The organism is Diaphorobacter sp. HDW4A (genome assembly GCF_011305995.1).
In the GTDB taxonomy this organism is placed as follows: domain Bacteria; phylum Pseudomonadota; class Gammaproteobacteria; order Burkholderiales; family Burkholderiaceae_C; genus Diaphorobacter_A.
The window spans coordinates 4,843,401-4,858,698 of sequence record NZ_CP049910.1; the positions used below are offsets into that span (position 1 = coordinate 4,843,401).

Consider the following 15,298-nt stretch of genomic DNA (forward strand, 5'->3'; position numbering starts at 1 on the left):
TACGAAAAGCTAGCACTGGCGCGGAGGTGGTGTTGGTAGATCGTTGATTTCATTGACTTTCCTGTTCACTTTCAAATCTGCGATTCGTGGCGTCAAACCGTGGTCGGTTTCATCCATTGGTGCCAGTTATCGATGCATTTGGCCGCGAAGGCAGGATTTGGTCAGCATAGCGGTCAACCGGGAAGCGAAACACACCCCGCAAGTTGATGCTCTCCAGCCTGGTGGGCGCAATCTTCCCGATCAGTTCCGGTGGAATGACCTGGCGGCGGTTCGACCAGCGATCCAGGACCGCCTGCATCTGTGAGGTATTCCACGCCATCACGATGTTGGCCATCAGGCTCAACGCATCGGCCACAGCCTGCATTTCATCGACACGTTTGGCCTGCGCCGGGCTGATCCGGCCGGTATAAATGGCGCGCTTGAGGGCGTTAACAGCCTCGCCCCGATTGAGCACCCGGCGCAACTCGTTCCTGAAAGCGTCCTTGACAAAGTAGTCAGCCAAAAACGCCGTACGCAGCAACCGCCCCAATTGCACGCCAGCCTCATAGATTGGATCGCCCTGGGCGGCAGAACCGAACCGCGCAAGAGCTGCCACCGCACTGGCATGTCCGCTCATGACCGAGGCTGCCAGGTGCACCAGACTATCCCAATGCTTTTCGATCAAAGCGACGTCGACATTGGCTTCGCACACCGCAGCGATTTCTGCGGGCACTTTGGTGCCGCGTGGCACAAAGAGGTGGCGCTGTTTGAGTTCCTTCAACCGCGGGCAAAGATCAAAACCAAGCAAACGGGCATGTGACATGGCAAAGTCGGTGTAGCCATGGGTATCCACAGCAAGCTGGCTGGTCTCCAGCTTTTCTTGGCGGATGACACCTTCAATGGCCACGCCCGCCTGGCGCTCATTGAGCACAAAGGGCTGCGCATGGAAGATGCCCCACCGGTCTTTTACATGGGAGTAGATTCCAATGGAAGGTGTGTTGCGCCGAGGATCAAGCCGGGCTTGCCACACCCGTTTGGTGGTCTCCATGCTCATCATGTCAGAAGATGCCAAATCGGACCGCCCCCAGGTGGCGGCAATCGGGTGTCGCTGCATGAATTCCAGCACAGCCTGGCAGGCCTGGCTCAGACGCCGTTCGTCCCGCGCCCAGCGCATGGCCTGGCGAATGCTGGTGGCAGACAATTGCGGAATCATGCGCGCGCATTCGACCGCAGTCAGACTGGTGCCGTGGGCCATGATGCCGGCATAGACCATCAGCAGCTCGTCGGTAGAGCGCGGCTCACGTCCGAGCATGATCCAGCTAAAGCGCACCTGGGCGTCAACGGCCAGAATCACTTCCGGCAATTGAACCTCACCGATGCGGTGACCCAAAGCCGCGCGCAGCTTGGTCACTTCTGGGTCTTCGTCCTCTGCGGGCAATGGCGACAAATGGAGTTCATCATCCACGCGCAGTACGCCACTGCGGGCTGCAGCGGCCACCGCATCGACACCGGCAGTTACTCTGGCCAGCAAAGGCTTCAAGAAAGTGGCAGCCTTGCTGGGTAACGATAGACGGGCATAGTGTTTCTTGGACTCTGCCTGCCAACGCTCGTCCGTGAAGAACAAGCGCGCACGACCCCGAAAGCTCAGGCTGTGCTCAATCCAGACCGAGCCATTGCGCACCGCGCGGCGCAGGGCAAACAGGGTGGCCACCTCCAACGCCTGAAACGCCCGTTCCCGGTCTGGGCTGGAGATCGAAACCTGCCAGATCATTCCCAGACTTGGTGCCACCACTTCAACTGGCAGCTTTCTGGATCCTTTGAGATATAAAGCTTGCAGCTTGGCAAGGTACTCGATGGCAGGATGCTCGCCGGTGGCCTGCCAGGGCAGCTTTGCAATGGCGACGAGCAACGACCGCACGGGGCGAATTCCATCAATCAATCCCTCGCGGACCAGGGAGGCCCTGCTCGGTGGTTTGCGTTTCTGGGTTTCGGTGATCAAGGCTTCAAGACGGGCACGCAACTCAGCATCTGGCACCGCACCTTGCGCGCTCAAGGCAACAAGTTCGCCGAGCAGCGTTTTGTACATTGCGGCCCAATTGACGGTAGCGGGGACATCGGCGGCAGCCTGACGCCACAGATCGGCGATCCGGCGCTGCACCATAAGGATCAACTGGTCTGTGGTGGTGAACAGGCAATACCGAAGAAAGCATGCGACCTCCACGGTGCGCGCTGGCTCTTTGATCTTGGCTCCGGCTGAGGGCGGCCTGGAGACAAGTCGGCGCGCGTAGCGGCGCAAGATGAGATCGGGGATGTCTGCCAGGTGCTTATGAACGTCCAGCGTGTAAAGCAGGTCGATGCGCTCCAGTACCTCGCTGATTTGGCGGGTTGAGTGTTTCGCCGGTGCAGCCCATAGCCAACTCTGCTGGGTTTGTCCATCTGGGCGCAGCTCTGAAACTGAGGCTCGCCAGCGATCAAGTGTTGCTGGATCAACGCTGGCGGCGATGGCGGTGCCTGTTTCAACTTCAAGCTGGGCAAGTGCCGCCGCAATCAGTGTCCGAATTGCCCGCTCGTGCACGATCACCAGCTTGTTCTTGTACAGCCATTGACGCGCCCGCACGAGTAGCTGATCGCGGTCGGCGCAGCGCGCCACTTCGTCGCGCAGTTCACGTACCAGTGAGCGGCGCTGGTGCTCGCTCATCCACTGGAATCCAAGGACCGTGCAGGCTACTTGTTGGTGATCGAATAGCGTGCGCCCGCGTTCATACATGGCTCTCAGCGAGGCGACTTCTGGTGCTGCAATGCCAAGCTCGTTGCCAAGGTGGCGCCACAAGGCTACTGGAATTACCCGAAAGGCACCGAGCAAACGCCCACTCATGCGCAGGAAACCAATATGGAGCGCCAGACCAAGCTTGTGGGAATCACCTCGGCGTGCATTGATTGCGTCGCGCTCGGCACCATCGAAGGTGAAAAATGCCTTCATCTCGAAGTCGCTGATATCGCGGGGGAGCCCACGCATCCCCAAAAACGTTGTGTGCCAACCCTGCATCGTGAACCTCAAAAGTGGGAGGCCACCATACCCGTTTACAAAGCGAACAGGAAAGTCAATGAAATCAACGGTCTACCCAGACCACCCCCGCGCCAGTGCTAGCTTTGCGTACCGTCACTTATTGCACTGAAAACGAGGAGACCCCTTTTCGGAGGTGACCGCAATCGCGCGCACCTTGCCCGATGCGAGATGCGACTTGAGCGCGGTCGGCGTGTCCACCACCACGGGCAACTGGCCGCCGAGCAGATCGGTCATTGCGTTGCCAGAGCCCTTGTAGGGCACGCCGAACAGCGGGAACTGCGAGCGTTCCTTGAGCAGCTCCACCACCAGCCGCGCCGTGGTGCTGGGCATGGCGATGTCGGCCGAGCGTGGATCGACGCGCGCCTTCTCCAGCAGCTGCGGCAATGAGGTGTAAGGTGCGTTGGCGTTCACCGCGACGATCATCGGAAAGGTGCCGACAAGGCCGATCGGCTCGAAGTCGCGTTCCGCTTCAAACGGCACCTTGGCGTACAGAAACGCGTTGAGCGCATGCGTCGCGTTAGTGCCCATGGTCAGCGTGTAGCCGTCGGGCGCGGCCAGCGCCGTCATCTCCGTGCCGAGATTGCCCCCCGCCCCCGGCTTGTTTTCCACGACGATGGGCTGGCCCAGATCCTTGCCCATCTGATCGGCGAGATACCGCGTGGCGATGTCCGTGCCCTGCCCTGCGGCGTAGGCCACGACGATACGGATCGGCTTGCTCGGATAGGGCTGCTGCGCGTGCACCGCGCCCAGCGTGGCACCCAGCAGCACGACGCCCAAGTTGATTGAACGAATGCGCATGATCCTTGTCTCCTTGTATATATTGGACTGGGCTGGTCTGGCCAGCCTTTGTGCAGCGACGATGAAGCCGTTCCGCATCAACCCATGGAAATCACGTACTCACCCGCCGGCCGCATGACGGCTCCCGCTGCGTACAGCCTTTCTCGCTGCACAGAATCGAACCCCAAACCATGCAGGACATCGTCGGAGTCCTGCGCAAATTCCGGTGGCGCATGGCCGGGCTCTCCGGGTGTTCCATACATCACCATCGGCGAGCGCACCCCCTGGTACGCGCCGCGCTGAACGAGCATTTCCCGATGCTCGCTGTGCGCATGTGCCAGCGCTTCAGGCACTGAATTCAATGCACCTGCGGGCACGCCCACCTTCATCAGCGCCTCGCACAGCGCACCGCAATCGCTGTCCACAATCGCCGCCTCGATGGCCGCCTTCAGCTCCACACGGTGATCGAGCCGCCCGCTGTTGCTGGCAAAGCGTTCGTCGTGCGGCAAACCGGGCAGGCCGATGTGCTGACACAGGCGGCGGAACTGCCCTTCGTTGAGCACGCCGATGAACAACTCGCCACCGCGCGCACGAAACTTGTCATACGGCGCGATGTTCGGATGGGCACTGCCCAGCAGGCTCGGGCAGCTTCCCGATGCGAACCAGTTGGACGCATGCGGCACCAGCAGACTTAAAGCGGTGTCGTAGAGCGTGGCCTCCACGCGCTGCCCTTCCCCCGTGCGATGGCGCGCACACAGCGCCATCAAAATCGCGGAGAGTGCCACGTAGCCGGTCAAGTGATCAATCACTGGCACGCCGATGCGCGTGGCACCGGCCGAAGCCTCGCCGTTCACGCTCATCACGCCACACATCGCCTGCAATACCGCGTCATACCCGGGCAGACCGCCGAGCGGGCCGTCTGCGCCAAATCCGGAAATGCTGCAGTACACCAGCCGTGGGTAGCGTTTGGCGAGCACCTCATCGAAGCCCAGCCCCCAGCGCTCCATCGTGCCTGGCAGAAAGTTCTCCACCAGCACGTCGGCGTCAGCCAGCATGCGGTGCAGCACCTCCTGCGCGTCGGACGTCGAGAGATCAAGACTGATCGCCCGCTTGCCCCGGTTGAGCGCCGCGAAATACGCCGCCTGCCCCGCCGCATCGAACGGCGGGCCCAGCTTGCGCGTCTCGTCGCCCGAAGGCGGCTCGACCTTGATGACCTCCGCGCCCTGATCGGCGAGGATCTGCGTGCACAGCGGGCCGGCAAGCACGCGCGTGAGGTCCACCACCCTCATTCCCGCGAGGGCGCCTTTTCCGCCGATGGTCATGGTGTGTTATCCCTTGCTGGGCAGAATCACCACGCCACTGCCGACCACGGACAGCTCGCCATCCTGGTTGGACGCGGACTGCTCGATCTCGACCATGTGCTTGCCGTTCTCGACAAACTTGCGCGTGACCTTGCCTTTGATGAACAGCATGTCACCCTCGGGGTTGTGGCGGCGGATCTTGCAGCTGGCCTTGTGCAGAAAGCCCGCATCGCCCATCCAGTTGGTGAGATGGTGCGTGAGCCACGAGGTACGCTCCGGGCCGTAGTCATACGCGCCGGGCGCACCCACTTCGAGCGCGAAGTCCTCTTCCCAATGCACGCGCTCTGGCACATCCGGAATGCCGAAACGGTTCTTGATACCCACGCCTGGATGCGCGTCGATCAACTGCCACGCGAGCTTGTTCGCGCGGATGTAGAGGCCGCCCCAGCCCTGCGCATAGGCGATGAAGCCGGTCACCGTCATCGGGCCCTTGAACATGGTGGGCAGCTCTTGGCCGACCTGCACGTCTTCCCAGTAGCGCGGAGTTGCGCCGCGCACTTCCTCGTTGCGGTACAGCTTGTAGGCCTCGTTCAGCTCTTCTTCGGTATAGCGGCGCGGCTCGCGGGCGCGCACCTCGGCGTATTTCGTGCCTTGCTCACGCGCATGGTCGCGCTCGGTGCGGAAGCACCAGCTGTCGCACTCGGACACCTTGTCGCCCTGCTGGTTGTAGAAGTCCACGTGGTAGATCTGCTGGATCGCGCGGCCCGCAAAGCGCGTCTGGTGTTCGATGAGATCCTTGAGATGCGCCTCGGTCGAGATCTCGTCGTTGCGGCGCACCGGCTTGTGCCAGGTCCAGTCCGAGCCCGACCACATCGCATGCACGCCCGGCAGACCACCCACATAGCCCGACACGATGCGGCTGGTGGAGAACAGAAAGCTCGGCAGCGCGACGATGCCGCCGTAGTGCGACTTGGCCGCGTAGTCCGGGTCGCACCACAGCGGATTGTCGTCGCCGATGCCGTGCGCGTAGTGACGGATGTTGTCGCGCGTGGCCTCGTGGCACCAGGGCTCTGCGGTCTGGCCGATCTTCACGCCGATGCGCTTGCGCAGGTCATCGAGACCCTCGTCGGTGATCTTGGGAAAGCTGCGTTGTTGGTGAACCTTATCGAGCATGTCTGTCTCCTTTGAAATGGATGTGATGGGTGATTGGGTATGGGTGAAGGGTGAATGAATGGAGCAAAGGGAAATCTGGTTCAGGCCGCTACCTGCTCGGCCACTGCTGCTGCGCGTTCCCTCTCGCGCAGCACTTTTCTGTGCACCTTTCCGGCAGGTGTCTTGGGCAATTCAGTGACGACCGCGACATGGCGCGGGTATTCGTGCTGGCTGAGCTTGGCGCGCACGAGGTCCTGCACCTCCTGCACGAAGGCATCGCTGCGCTCGCGGTCGCTCACGAGAAATGCCTTGACGACCTGACCACGCAAATCGTCTGGCACGCCGATCACGGCGGCTTCCTGCACGTCGGCATGCATGAGCAGCACGTTCTCGATCTCGACCGCGCTCATGGTCCAGCCTGCGGAGATGATCACGTCGTCCGCACGGCCCCCGTGATAGAAATAGCCGTCCGCATCGGTGCGGCCCAGGTCCTTGGTGGGAATCCACTCGCCCTTGCGCAGCACCATGAGCTGGCCGGTCTCGCCGGGCGGGCAGATGCGGCCCTCGGTGTCGTGCACCTCAACGCGCGTTCCTGGAACAGCCTTGCCCAGCGAGCCGCGCTTGACCGGAAAGTCCGGCGCGCCGGGATAGCTCACCAGCACCACGCCGATCTCGGTCGTGCCATACATGCTGCAGACCTCGAGGCCGAAGACCTGCTGCACGAAGTCCGCCGTGTCGTCATCGATGGGCTCGCCGGTGAACGACAGCTTGTCGAATGCGTAGGCATAGTCCCGCGCCTTGCCGCTGTTCTTGATCATGCGGTAGTGCGTGGCGGCGGCCGACATGTTGGTGAAGCGGTGCTCCGACAGCGCCCTGATCAGCCGCTCCGCATTGAAGCGCCCGCTGTACGCGCCCACCGTCAAACCCAGCGCCAACGGCGCGAGCGTGCCGTGCCACAGGCCATGGCCCCATGCGGGCGAGGACGGGCAGAAGAAGCGATCACCCGGACGCAATCCCGTACCGTAGAGCGCCGCCACCATCAGCGTGACGACGGCGCGGTGCGTGTGGCGCACGGCCTCTGGCAGTTCGCGGGTAGTGCCCGAGGTGTACTGAAAAACGGCCAGATCGTCGGCGCGTGACTGCGATGTGAACTGCGTCGGCTGGCTCTGCAGGCTCTGGTGAAACGCCGCGTCATACACCAGCACCGGCACGCCCGCCGCATCGGCCACATCGCGCTTGTGCTCGTTGGTCACCAGCAGTGCGGGCTGGCAATCATCGACACGCAGCCGCACGCCGTCCGGGCCAAACAGCGTGAACAGCGGCACCGCAATCGCACCACGCTTGATCACGCCAAACATGGCGGTGTAGAAGGCCCGCGAGGGCTCGAGCATGATGGCCACCCGTTCACCTGGCTGCACGCCGCGCGCCGCCAGCCAGTTGGCAAACCGCCCCGAATCGGCCGACAGCTCGTCGAAGGTGATGACCTCGTCCTCACCCGACGCATGCGCCACGATCAACGCATCGCGCCCCTGCCCCGCATGGCGGTCCACGCACTCATGCGCAATGTTGAACGACTCGCGAGAGCCATCAAACAACTCCCACAGTTTCTCGCCCGAGAACTGCTGCTGCGCATCCGCAAAACTGACGAAATCCACAAGCCGTTTCATGTTTGCTGTCCCCTTCGTTTTTCCGTGCATTCAGTTTCGGCATTATTTTTTCTTTTGTCAAATGCTTTCTTATTTTGTATATAGACAAAATAAAATTGGCTTTCAAGGATGCACCGCAGCAAAAAGGAAGAACAAAAACAGCAAACTACGCAGCGAAAACGGCCGCTCGATCCACCCCCACAACGCCGAGACAGCGCGTCAGGCCAGGCGTGACGCCGCAGATCAGTACTCTCGTACGGCAAGGCTTCGACAACGACGCACGAGGGGCTGTACTGGCGCCTCCAAACGACCAGCCAATGAAACCACCAGGCTTCATAAAACCAAAAAAGAAAACGAACCCATCACGATTCGTGAAGTGCCCTTGCAGGAAGTGCCCTTGGCAAACGAGGTATGAATTTCTAAAGTGGCGCGAACAACAATCAACCCACGAGGTCCGCCGTGCTGCAGAAACACACTGCCCCGTCTTCCCTGCGAACCCGCGCCTGCGGACGTGAACCGTCATGAGCGCCGCGTCCTTCGACACCGATGTATTGGTGATCGGCGGCGGCAATGCCGCGCTGTGCGCAGCCATCATGGCGGCCGAGGCCGGCTCACGCGTCACGCTGCTCGAATCGGCGCCGCGCGCATGGCGCGGCGGCAACTCGGGCCACACGCGCAATCTGCGCTGCATGCACGATGCGCCGCAGGACGTGCTGATCGAGGCCTATCCCGAAGAGGAGTTCTGGCAGGATCTGCTGAAGGTGACCGGCGGCATCACCAACGAGCACCTCGCGCGCATGGTGATCCGCGCCTCCTCCACCTGCCGCAACTGGATGCGCAAGCACGGCGTGATCTTCCAGCCGCCGCTCTCGGGCGCGCTGCATGTGGCGCGTACCAATGCCTTCTTCATGGGTGGCGGCACGGCGCTCGTCAACGCGTATTTCCGCAGCGCTGAAAAGCTCGGCGTGCAGATCCATTACGAGACGCCTGTTGACCGCCTCGATATCGATGAGCACGGCAGCTTTGAGGCCGCGCTCACCACCACCGGCAAGCGCTTCACGGCCAAGAGCTGCGTGCTGGCTGCGGGCGGTTTCGAATCCAATCGCGAATGGCTGCGCGAGGCCTGGGGCCAGAACGAGCGCGGCGAATGGCCGTCCGACAACTTCCTGATCCGCGGCACCGCGTTCAACAAGGGCGTGCTGCTCAAGCACATGCTCGAAGAACACAAGGCCGACGTGATCGGTGATCCGACGCAGGCGCACATGGTCGCCATCGACGCACGCGCGCCGCTGTACGACGGCGGCATCTGCACGCGCATCGACTGCGTGTCGCTCGGCGTGGTGGTCAATCGCGAGGCCAAGCGCTTCTACGATGAAGGCGAGGATTTCTGGCCCAAGCGCTACGCCATCTGGGGCCGCCTCGTCGCGATGCAACCGGGCCAGATCGCCTACTCCATCATCGATTCCAAGGCGATTGGCCGCTTCATGCCGCCGGTATTTCCGGGCGTGAAAGCCAACTCGCTCGAAGAGCTGGCCGACAAGCTCGAACTCGACCGCGCGACCTTCATGCAGTCGCTCAACGAATACAACGACAACTGCCACGTCGGCCACTTCGACCACACCGCGCTCGACGACTGCCACACCGAGGGCATCACCCCCGCCAAGACGCACTGGGCGCGTCCCATCGACACCGCACCGTTCTATGGCTATGCGCTGCGCCCCGGCGTGACCTTCACCTATCTGGGCCTGAAAGTGGACGACACCTCGGCCGTGCGCTTCAACGACCGCGCGAGCCGCAACCTGTTCGTGGCGGGCGAAATGATGGCCGGCAACGTGCTCGGCAAGGGCTACACCGCCGGTGTCGGCATGTCCATCGGCACGGCATTCGGCCGCATCGCCGGACGCAACGCGGCACTGGCCGCGCAGGGCAAGCCCGTCGTCGCGGGTGCCGTGAAAGATGAAGTGAGTGAGGCCGCCTGACATGCAAACCCTACAAGCCCTGACCGAAGACGCCAAGGCCCTCGCCCAAGGCCACATCGTGCCCATGACCGCCGCCGAAGACGAAGTCGCGCGCGTCATGCAGATCTGCAACGCCTGCCGCTACTGCGAAGGCTTCTGCGCGGTGTTTCCCGCGATGACACGCCGCCTCGAATTCCCGAAGGCCGACGTGAATTTCCTCGCCAACCTGTGCCACAACTGCGGCGCCTGCCTGCATGCCTGCCAGTACGCGCCGCCGCATGAATTCGCGCTCAACGTGCCCAAGGCCATGGCCGAGGTGCGCGGCGAAACCTACACCAATTACGCCTGGCCACCCGCGCTTGGCAAGCTCTACAAGAACAACGGCCTCACGCTGTCAGTCGCGTTGGTGATCGGCCTGGCGCTGTTCCTCATCATCGCCGTGGCGCTGCATGGCGGCATCGGCGCGCTGTGGAGTCGCGAGACCGCCGGCAACTTCTACAACCTGTTCCCGCACAACCTGCTAGTGAGCCTGTTCGCTCCGGTGTTTCTGTTCGTGGTGTTCGCGCTCTTCATGGGCGTGCGCAACTTCTGGAAGCAGATCAAGCCCGTCACCAGCGGCGCCAACGTGAGCGGCCCCGCCGCCGCCGAAGCCACGCACGACGTGCTGCGCATGAAGTATCTGGACGGCGGAGCAGGCCAAGGCTGTCCGAACGAGGACGACGCCTACACGCTAGCGCGCCGCCGCATGCACCACTTCACGTTCTACGGCTTTATGCTGTGCTTCGCGGCCACCGCGCTCGGCACGGTCTACCACTACGTCTTCGGCCTCGCCGCGCCTTACGAGCTGCCCAGCCTGCCCAAGGTCCTCGGCGCACTCGGCGGCGTGAGCCTGCTAATCGGCACCAGTGGCCTGTGGCACCTGAACCGCAAACGGGACCCCGAGCACGGCGACCTCAAGCAAAAGCCCATGGACCTCGGCTTCATCGCGCTGCTGTTTCTCGTCTCGCTCACCGGCCTCGCGCTCTGGCTTTTCCGCAGCACGCCCGCCATGGCCCTGCTGCTGTGCGCCCACCTCGGCGCGGTAATGGGACTGTTCCTCACACTGCCCTACGGCAAGTTCGCTCACGGCATCTTCCGCACCGCATCGCTGCTGCGCCACGCGACGGAAAAGCGCCAGCCGAACCCCATCGGGCTCGGTGCGGACTGATCGAAGCACAGTCATATCGATAAATCATTCCAACGGAGACAGGGACCATGACAACAGCAGACAACAGCCACGAACTGCACATCTCTTCGATGAAGGGCAAGTGCTCCGACGCCGAATGGCAGGCCCGCATCGATCTTGCGGCCTGCTACCGGCTGGTGAATATCTACGGCATGTCGGACATGATGGCCAACCACATCTCCTCGCGCGTGCCGGATGAAGACGGCGCGTTCCTCATCAACGCCTACGGCATGATGTACGAGGAGATCACCGCATCCAGCCTCATCAAGGTGAGCCACGACGGCACCATCCTCTCCAAGCCCGACTTCGGCCCGCTGAATTACGGCATCAACAAGGCCGGTTATGTGATCCACAGCGCCGTGCACGAGGCCCGGCCCGAGGTGGCCTGCGTGATCCACACGCACAGCTGGGCATCGATGGCGGTGTCCTCGCTCGAATGCGGCCTGCTGCCGATCACGCAGACGGCGATGCGTTTTCTGAAAATCGGCTACCACGACTACCAAGGCGTGGTGCTCGACACGGCCGAGCAGGAATCGCTGGTCAAGGATCTGGGCGATGGCGAGGCGCTCATCTTCCGCAACCACGGCGCGCTGACCGTGGGCCGCACGGTGGGCGAAGCCTTCAACTGGATGCACCGCCTCGAACTCGCCTGCCGCTCGCAGATCGCCGCGATGTCTTGCAACTCGCCGTTCGTGAAGGTCTCGGATCAGGTGCTCGAAGAGACCTGGAACAACTACCAGCCCGGCACACGCCGCCCCTACGGCCAGATGGAATGGCCTGCGCTGCTGCGCAAGCTTGACCGCCTCGATCCGGGCTACCGCACCTGAGAACGTGTTTGCGATCTCCACGCGGTCTTGCAGGCGCGGCCTCGGGCGGCCTGCAAGCCTTCGCGCTGAGATCGCAAACACGTTCTGAGACGGACAGTGACCACAAAACCCGGAGGAATCCCCCATCGGGCGCGGTGAGAAGGACATCTTCACCGCGCCCGTGCCGTCTGCAATGACACGCCAGAAGTGATCGCAGGCCGCGCATCCCCAGCACATAAATACTCAAGGAGACAAGCATGTTCAACCCACAACACCCCGGCGTTTCGCGCCGTCGCTTCCAGACCAGCCTCATCGCCTCGGCCCTGCTGCCATTGAGCGCATTGAGCGGCACCGCCTTCGCGCAGGACAAATGGCCGTCCAAACCGGTCAAGATCGTTGTCGCATTCACCGCAGGCGGCACCACCGATCTGCTGGCACGCGCGGTAGCGCAGAAGCTCGGAGACAAGCTCGGCCAGTCGTTCATCATCGACAACAAGCCCGGCGGCGGCGGCAACATCGGCACCGAATTCGTGATGCGCGCGCCCGCCGATGGCTACACGCTGATCGTGAACTCCGTAGGCCCGATCTCGGTGAACCAAAGCCTCTACAAGAACATGAGCTACGACCCGCTCGTCGATCTGGTGCCCATCGTGCAGATCGCGGACGTGCCCAATGTGCTGGTGGTGCATCCCTCCGTGCCCACCAAGACCTTCGAAGAATTCATCGCCTATGTAAAGGCCCATCCGGCCCAACTGAGCTACGGCTCCACGGGCGTAGGTACCTCGTCGCATCTGTCGAGCTACATGCTGAGCCAGCGCATCGGCAGCGATACGCTGCATGTGCCCTACAAGGGCGCCAACGCGCTCAACGATCTGCTGGCCGGACGCCTGCAGTTCATGTTCGCGACCATCCCCTCGGTCATCCAGCACATCAAGGCGGGCAAGTTGCGCGCGCTCGCGGTGTCGAGCGACAAACCCTCGCGTTCGCTACCCGGCGTGCCGACCGTCGCGGAAAAAGGCTTTCCCGGATTTGCGGCGGGTTCGTGGTTCGGTTTCTTCGGCCCCAAGGGCACACCGCCGCAGATCGTCGCCCAGCTGAACAAGGCCGTGAACGAGGCCCTACCCTCGCTCGAGGAACAGATGATCCGCGAAGGCGCAGACCCGGTCGGCGGCACGCCCGAGCAGTTCGGCCAGTTCACGCGCAAGGAGTTCGTGAAGTGGCAGAAGATCGTGAAGGACTCGGGCGCGACCGTCGAATGACGGCATTGCGGCAACACCCCTATGAGTGACGACACCCAAGCCTTCGCAACGCCGCTGCGCGTCCTCGTCTCCGAGCCGCTGCGCGCGGCTCAGGGCGAGCGCATCCGCGCATGTGCATCGCCCGCACCCGTGCTGCTGACGGTAGACGATGTGGAGCAGCGCGGCGCGCAGTTCGACATCGCCTTTGTCTCACGTGACGTGACGGGCCTGTCGACCAAGCACGAGACACAGCCTGAGACCGCGCGCGTCTACACCGCCATGCGGGAGAGCCAAAGCCTGCGCTGGGTCCACATCCACTCCGCAGGTGCGGACCGGCCGATCTACCTCGAGCTGCTGGCGCGCGGCGTGACGCTCACCTCGTCGGCTGGCACCAATGCCGAAGTGGTCGCGCAAAGCGCCGTGACTGGCCTGCTCATGCTGGGGCGGCGCTTTCCTGAACTGATTGCTGCGCAGCAGCAGCGCCAATGGGCCCCACTGATCGACCGACCGCCGCTGCCCGCCGACATCCACGGCCAGACCGCGACCATCGTCGGCTGGGGCGGTATCGGCCAGGCCATCGCACGCATCTTGCAAGTCATCGGCCTTCATATCCAGGTGGTGCGCAGCAGCGCCGCGCCCATCGACAACGGCCTGAGCTCGCACGCGTTCGAAGACATCGCACAAGTGCTGCCCACCACGGACTGGCTGATCCTCGCCTGCCCGCTGTCGGACCGCACGCGCCAACTCATCCACCGCGAACGCCTCGCGTTGCTGCCTGCGGGCGCACGCCTCATCAACGTCTCGCGTGGCGACGTGGTGGACGAGCCCGCGCTGATCGATGCGCTGACCCACGCGCGCCTGGCGGGTGCCTATCTCGATGTATTCGCACACGAGCCGCTCGCCCCGGACTCGCCCCTCTGGACCATGCCCAACGTGATCGCCACGCCGCACAGCGCAGGCTTTGCGGCGGGCAACGCGGCTCGCGTGGTCCAGATATTCATCGACAACCTCGCGCGGTACGCAAAGAACTCCGCACTCGTCAACGTCGTGCGTTGACGATGCTGTTGCGCGAAGTAAAAAATCAAAAGGAGAGCGGAGTTCACGAAGCCACATCACTGCGGCACAGAGGTCATCTCACAACCGGAAACATCACGATGAACAAACGATCCCTTCTTCTTCGCGCCACCGCCATCGCCACGTTGGCAGCACTCAGCACAGGTGCCGCCCATGCGGCCGATCCCGTGTTTCCGCCTACCAAACCCGTCACACTGGTCGTCGGCTTCGCCGCCGGTGGCGCGGCCGATGCGGCTGCGCGTCTGATCGCCAAGAAACTTGGCGAGAACATCGGCCAGTCGGTCGTGGTCGACAACCGCGGCGGCGCGGGCGGCAACATCGCACACCAGCAGGTCGCCTCCGGCGTAGCCGATGGCTCGGTGCTGCTGTTCGGCTCAGTCGGTCCGCTGACCATCGCGCCGCATCTCATGAAGCTCACCTACGATCCGTTCAAAGACCTGGCTCCGATCTCGGGCGGGGTGTACTTTCCGAACGTCCTCGTGGTGAACAAGGCGGTCGGCGTGAAGACGCTCGCCGAATTCGTCGCCAAGGCCAAGACCAGCAACGTCGAATTCGCGTCGACCGGTGCAGGCTCCGCGTCGCATCTGGCGGGCGAGCTTTTCAACCAGCGCGCGGGCATCAACATGGTCCACGTACCCTACAAGGGCGGCGCACCGGCGCTGCAGGATCTGCTCGGCGAACGCGTGGCGAGCTACTTTGCCGCGCCGCCCACAGCCCTGCCGCACATCGAGACCGGCAAGCTGATTCCACTGGCCACCACCGGCCTCAAGCGCCCCAGCTACATGCCCAATATCCCGACCGTGGCCGAATCGGGCTTCCCCGGTTTCCAGGCGCTGAACTGGTACGCTTTCGTGGCGTCGTCCAAGACGCCCGCGCCCATGCTCGATCGCTGGAACAAGGAGATCGTGAAGGTGCTCAACGATCCCGGCGTGAAGGAAGCGCTCGCCAAGCACGGCCTCGACCCGCATCCCACGACACGCGCGGAGTTCGCGACCTTCATGAAGAAGGAATACGACCAGTGGGGTGCCATCGTCAAGGAGCGCAAGATCACCGCGCAGTGATGCCGCGCTGATTC

The 15,298-nt window shown here is 63.0% G+C and carries 12 protein-coding genes; 7 read left to right on the forward strand and 5 right to left on the reverse strand.

The genetic code is table 11. The features are described 5' to 3' along the window. Window positions 1-109 precede the first annotated feature (109 nt). The 5 genes from G7047_RS22260 to G7047_RS22280 all read right to left on the reverse strand — a co-directional run bounded on the left by G7047_RS22260 (window position 110) and on the right by G7047_RS22280 (window position 7,943). A complete protein-coding gene (locus G7047_RS22260) occupies window positions 110-3,025 on the reverse strand; it encodes a Tn3-like element IS1071 family transposase (protein WP_166310096.1) in 2,916 nt (971 codons plus the stop codon). A 114-nt stretch (window positions 3,026-3,139) separates the two neighbouring features. Further along, on the reverse strand, window positions 3,140-3,844 hold the full coding sequence (locus G7047_RS22265; protein WP_166310098.1) for a tripartite tricarboxylate transporter substrate binding protein: 705 nt from the start codon (window positions 3,842-3,844) through the stop codon (window positions 3,140-3,142). Window positions 3,845-3,921: 77 nt separating this feature from the next. Further along, window positions 3,922-5,145 (reverse strand): CaiB/BaiF CoA-transferase family protein, encoded by a 1,224-nt coding sequence (locus G7047_RS22270; protein WP_240939219.1) that lies wholly within the window; start codon window positions 5,143-5,145, stop codon window positions 3,922-3,924. Between the two features lie 6 nt (window positions 5,146-5,151). Further along, complete coding sequence (locus G7047_RS22275; RefSeq protein WP_166310100.1) at window positions 5,152-6,297, reverse strand: MaoC family dehydratase N-terminal domain-containing protein; 1,146 nt, start codon at window positions 6,295-6,297, stop codon at window positions 5,152-5,154. A gap of 80 nt (window positions 6,298-6,377) precedes the next feature. Further along, the gene (locus G7047_RS22280) at window positions 6,378-7,943 is read right to left on the reverse strand and encodes an acyl-CoA synthetase (protein WP_166310102.1); all 1,566 of its coding nucleotides are present in this window, start codon (window positions 7,941-7,943) and stop codon (window positions 6,378-6,380) included. Here G7047_RS22280 and G7047_RS22285 point away from each other — a divergent pair. The 7 genes from G7047_RS22285 to G7047_RS22315 all read left to right on the forward strand — a co-directional run bounded on the left by G7047_RS22285 (window position 7,942) and on the right by G7047_RS22315 (window position 15,284). After that, window positions 7,942-8,337, forward strand: a complete 396-nt coding sequence (locus tag G7047_RS22285; RefSeq protein ID WP_166310104.1) for a hypothetical protein — start codon at window positions 7,942-7,944, stop codon at window positions 8,335-8,337. The genes G7047_RS22280 and G7047_RS22285 overlap by 2 nt on opposite strands. A gap of 106 nt (window positions 8,338-8,443) precedes the next feature. After that, a complete protein-coding gene (gene tcuA / locus G7047_RS22290) occupies window positions 8,444-9,901 on the forward strand; it encodes an FAD-dependent tricarballylate dehydrogenase TcuA (RefSeq protein WP_166310106.1) in 1,458 nt (485 codons plus the stop codon). Window position 9,902: 1 nt separating this feature from the next. Then, window positions 9,903-11,087 (forward strand): tricarballylate utilization 4Fe-4S protein TcuB, encoded by a 1,185-nt coding sequence (gene tcuB / locus G7047_RS22295; RefSeq protein ID WP_166310108.1) that lies wholly within the window; start codon window positions 9,903-9,905, stop codon window positions 11,085-11,087. 47 nt (window positions 11,088-11,134) lie between these two features. Then, complete coding sequence (locus G7047_RS22300; RefSeq protein WP_240939220.1) at window positions 11,135-11,932, forward strand: class II aldolase/adducin family protein; 798 nt, start codon at window positions 11,135-11,137, stop codon at window positions 11,930-11,932. 236 nt (window positions 11,933-12,168) lie between these two features. Beyond that, window positions 12,169-13,170: a tripartite tricarboxylate transporter substrate binding protein gene (locus G7047_RS22305; protein WP_166310110.1), complete on the forward strand. Its 1,002-nt coding sequence runs from the start codon at window positions 12,169-12,171 to the stop codon at window positions 13,168-13,170. 21 nt (window positions 13,171-13,191) lie between these two features. Further along, window positions 13,192-14,205: a D-2-hydroxyacid dehydrogenase gene (locus tag G7047_RS22310; protein WP_166310112.1), complete on the forward strand. Its 1,014-nt coding sequence runs from the start codon at window positions 13,192-13,194 to the stop codon at window positions 14,203-14,205. A 98-nt stretch (window positions 14,206-14,303) separates the two neighbouring features. Next, complete coding sequence (locus G7047_RS22315) at window positions 14,304-15,284, forward strand: tripartite tricarboxylate transporter substrate binding protein (protein WP_166310114.1); 981 nt, start codon at window positions 14,304-14,306, stop codon at window positions 15,282-15,284. Window positions 15,285-15,298 lie beyond the last annotated feature (14 nt).

Excerpts from the sequence above, each read along its gene's own strand:
- G7047_RS22260 (WP_166310096.1), bottom strand. The coding sequence starts at position 3,025 with ATGCAGGGTTGGCACACAACGTTTTTGGGGATGCGTGGGCTCCCCCGC.
- G7047_RS22265 (WP_166310098.1), bottom strand. The coding sequence starts at position 3,844 with ATGCGCATTCGTTCAATCAACTTGGGCGTCGTGCTGCTGGGTGCCACG.
- G7047_RS22270 (WP_240939219.1), bottom strand. The coding sequence starts at position 5,145 with ATGACCATCGGCGGAAAAGGCGCCCTCGCGGGAATGAGGGTGGTGGAC.
- G7047_RS22275 (WP_166310100.1), bottom strand. The coding sequence starts at position 6,297 with ATGCTCGATAAGGTTCACCAACAACGCAGCTTTCCCAAGATCACCGAC.
- G7047_RS22285 (WP_166310104.1), top strand. The coding sequence starts at position 7,942 with ATGTTTGCTGTCCCCTTCGTTTTTCCGTGCATTCAGTTTCGGCATTAT.
- G7047_RS22280 (WP_166310102.1), bottom strand. The coding sequence starts at position 7,943 with ATGAAACGGCTTGTGGATTTCGTCAGTTTTGCGGATGCGCAGCAGCAG.
- tcuA (WP_166310106.1), top strand. The coding sequence starts at position 8,444 with ATGAGCGCCGCGTCCTTCGACACCGATGTATTGGTGATCGGCGGCGGC.
- tcuB (WP_166310108.1), top strand. The coding sequence starts at position 9,903 with ATGCAAACCCTACAAGCCCTGACCGAAGACGCCAAGGCCCTCGCCCAA.
- G7047_RS22300 (WP_240939220.1), top strand. The coding sequence starts at position 11,135 with ATGACAACAGCAGACAACAGCCACGAACTGCACATCTCTTCGATGAAG.
- G7047_RS22305 (WP_166310110.1), top strand. The coding sequence starts at position 12,169 with ATGTTCAACCCACAACACCCCGGCGTTTCGCGCCGTCGCTTCCAGACC.
- G7047_RS22310 (WP_166310112.1), top strand. The coding sequence starts at position 13,192 with ATGAGTGACGACACCCAAGCCTTCGCAACGCCGCTGCGCGTCCTCGTC.
- G7047_RS22315 (WP_166310114.1), top strand. The coding sequence starts at position 14,304 with ATGAACAAACGATCCCTTCTTCTTCGCGCCACCGCCATCGCCACGTTG.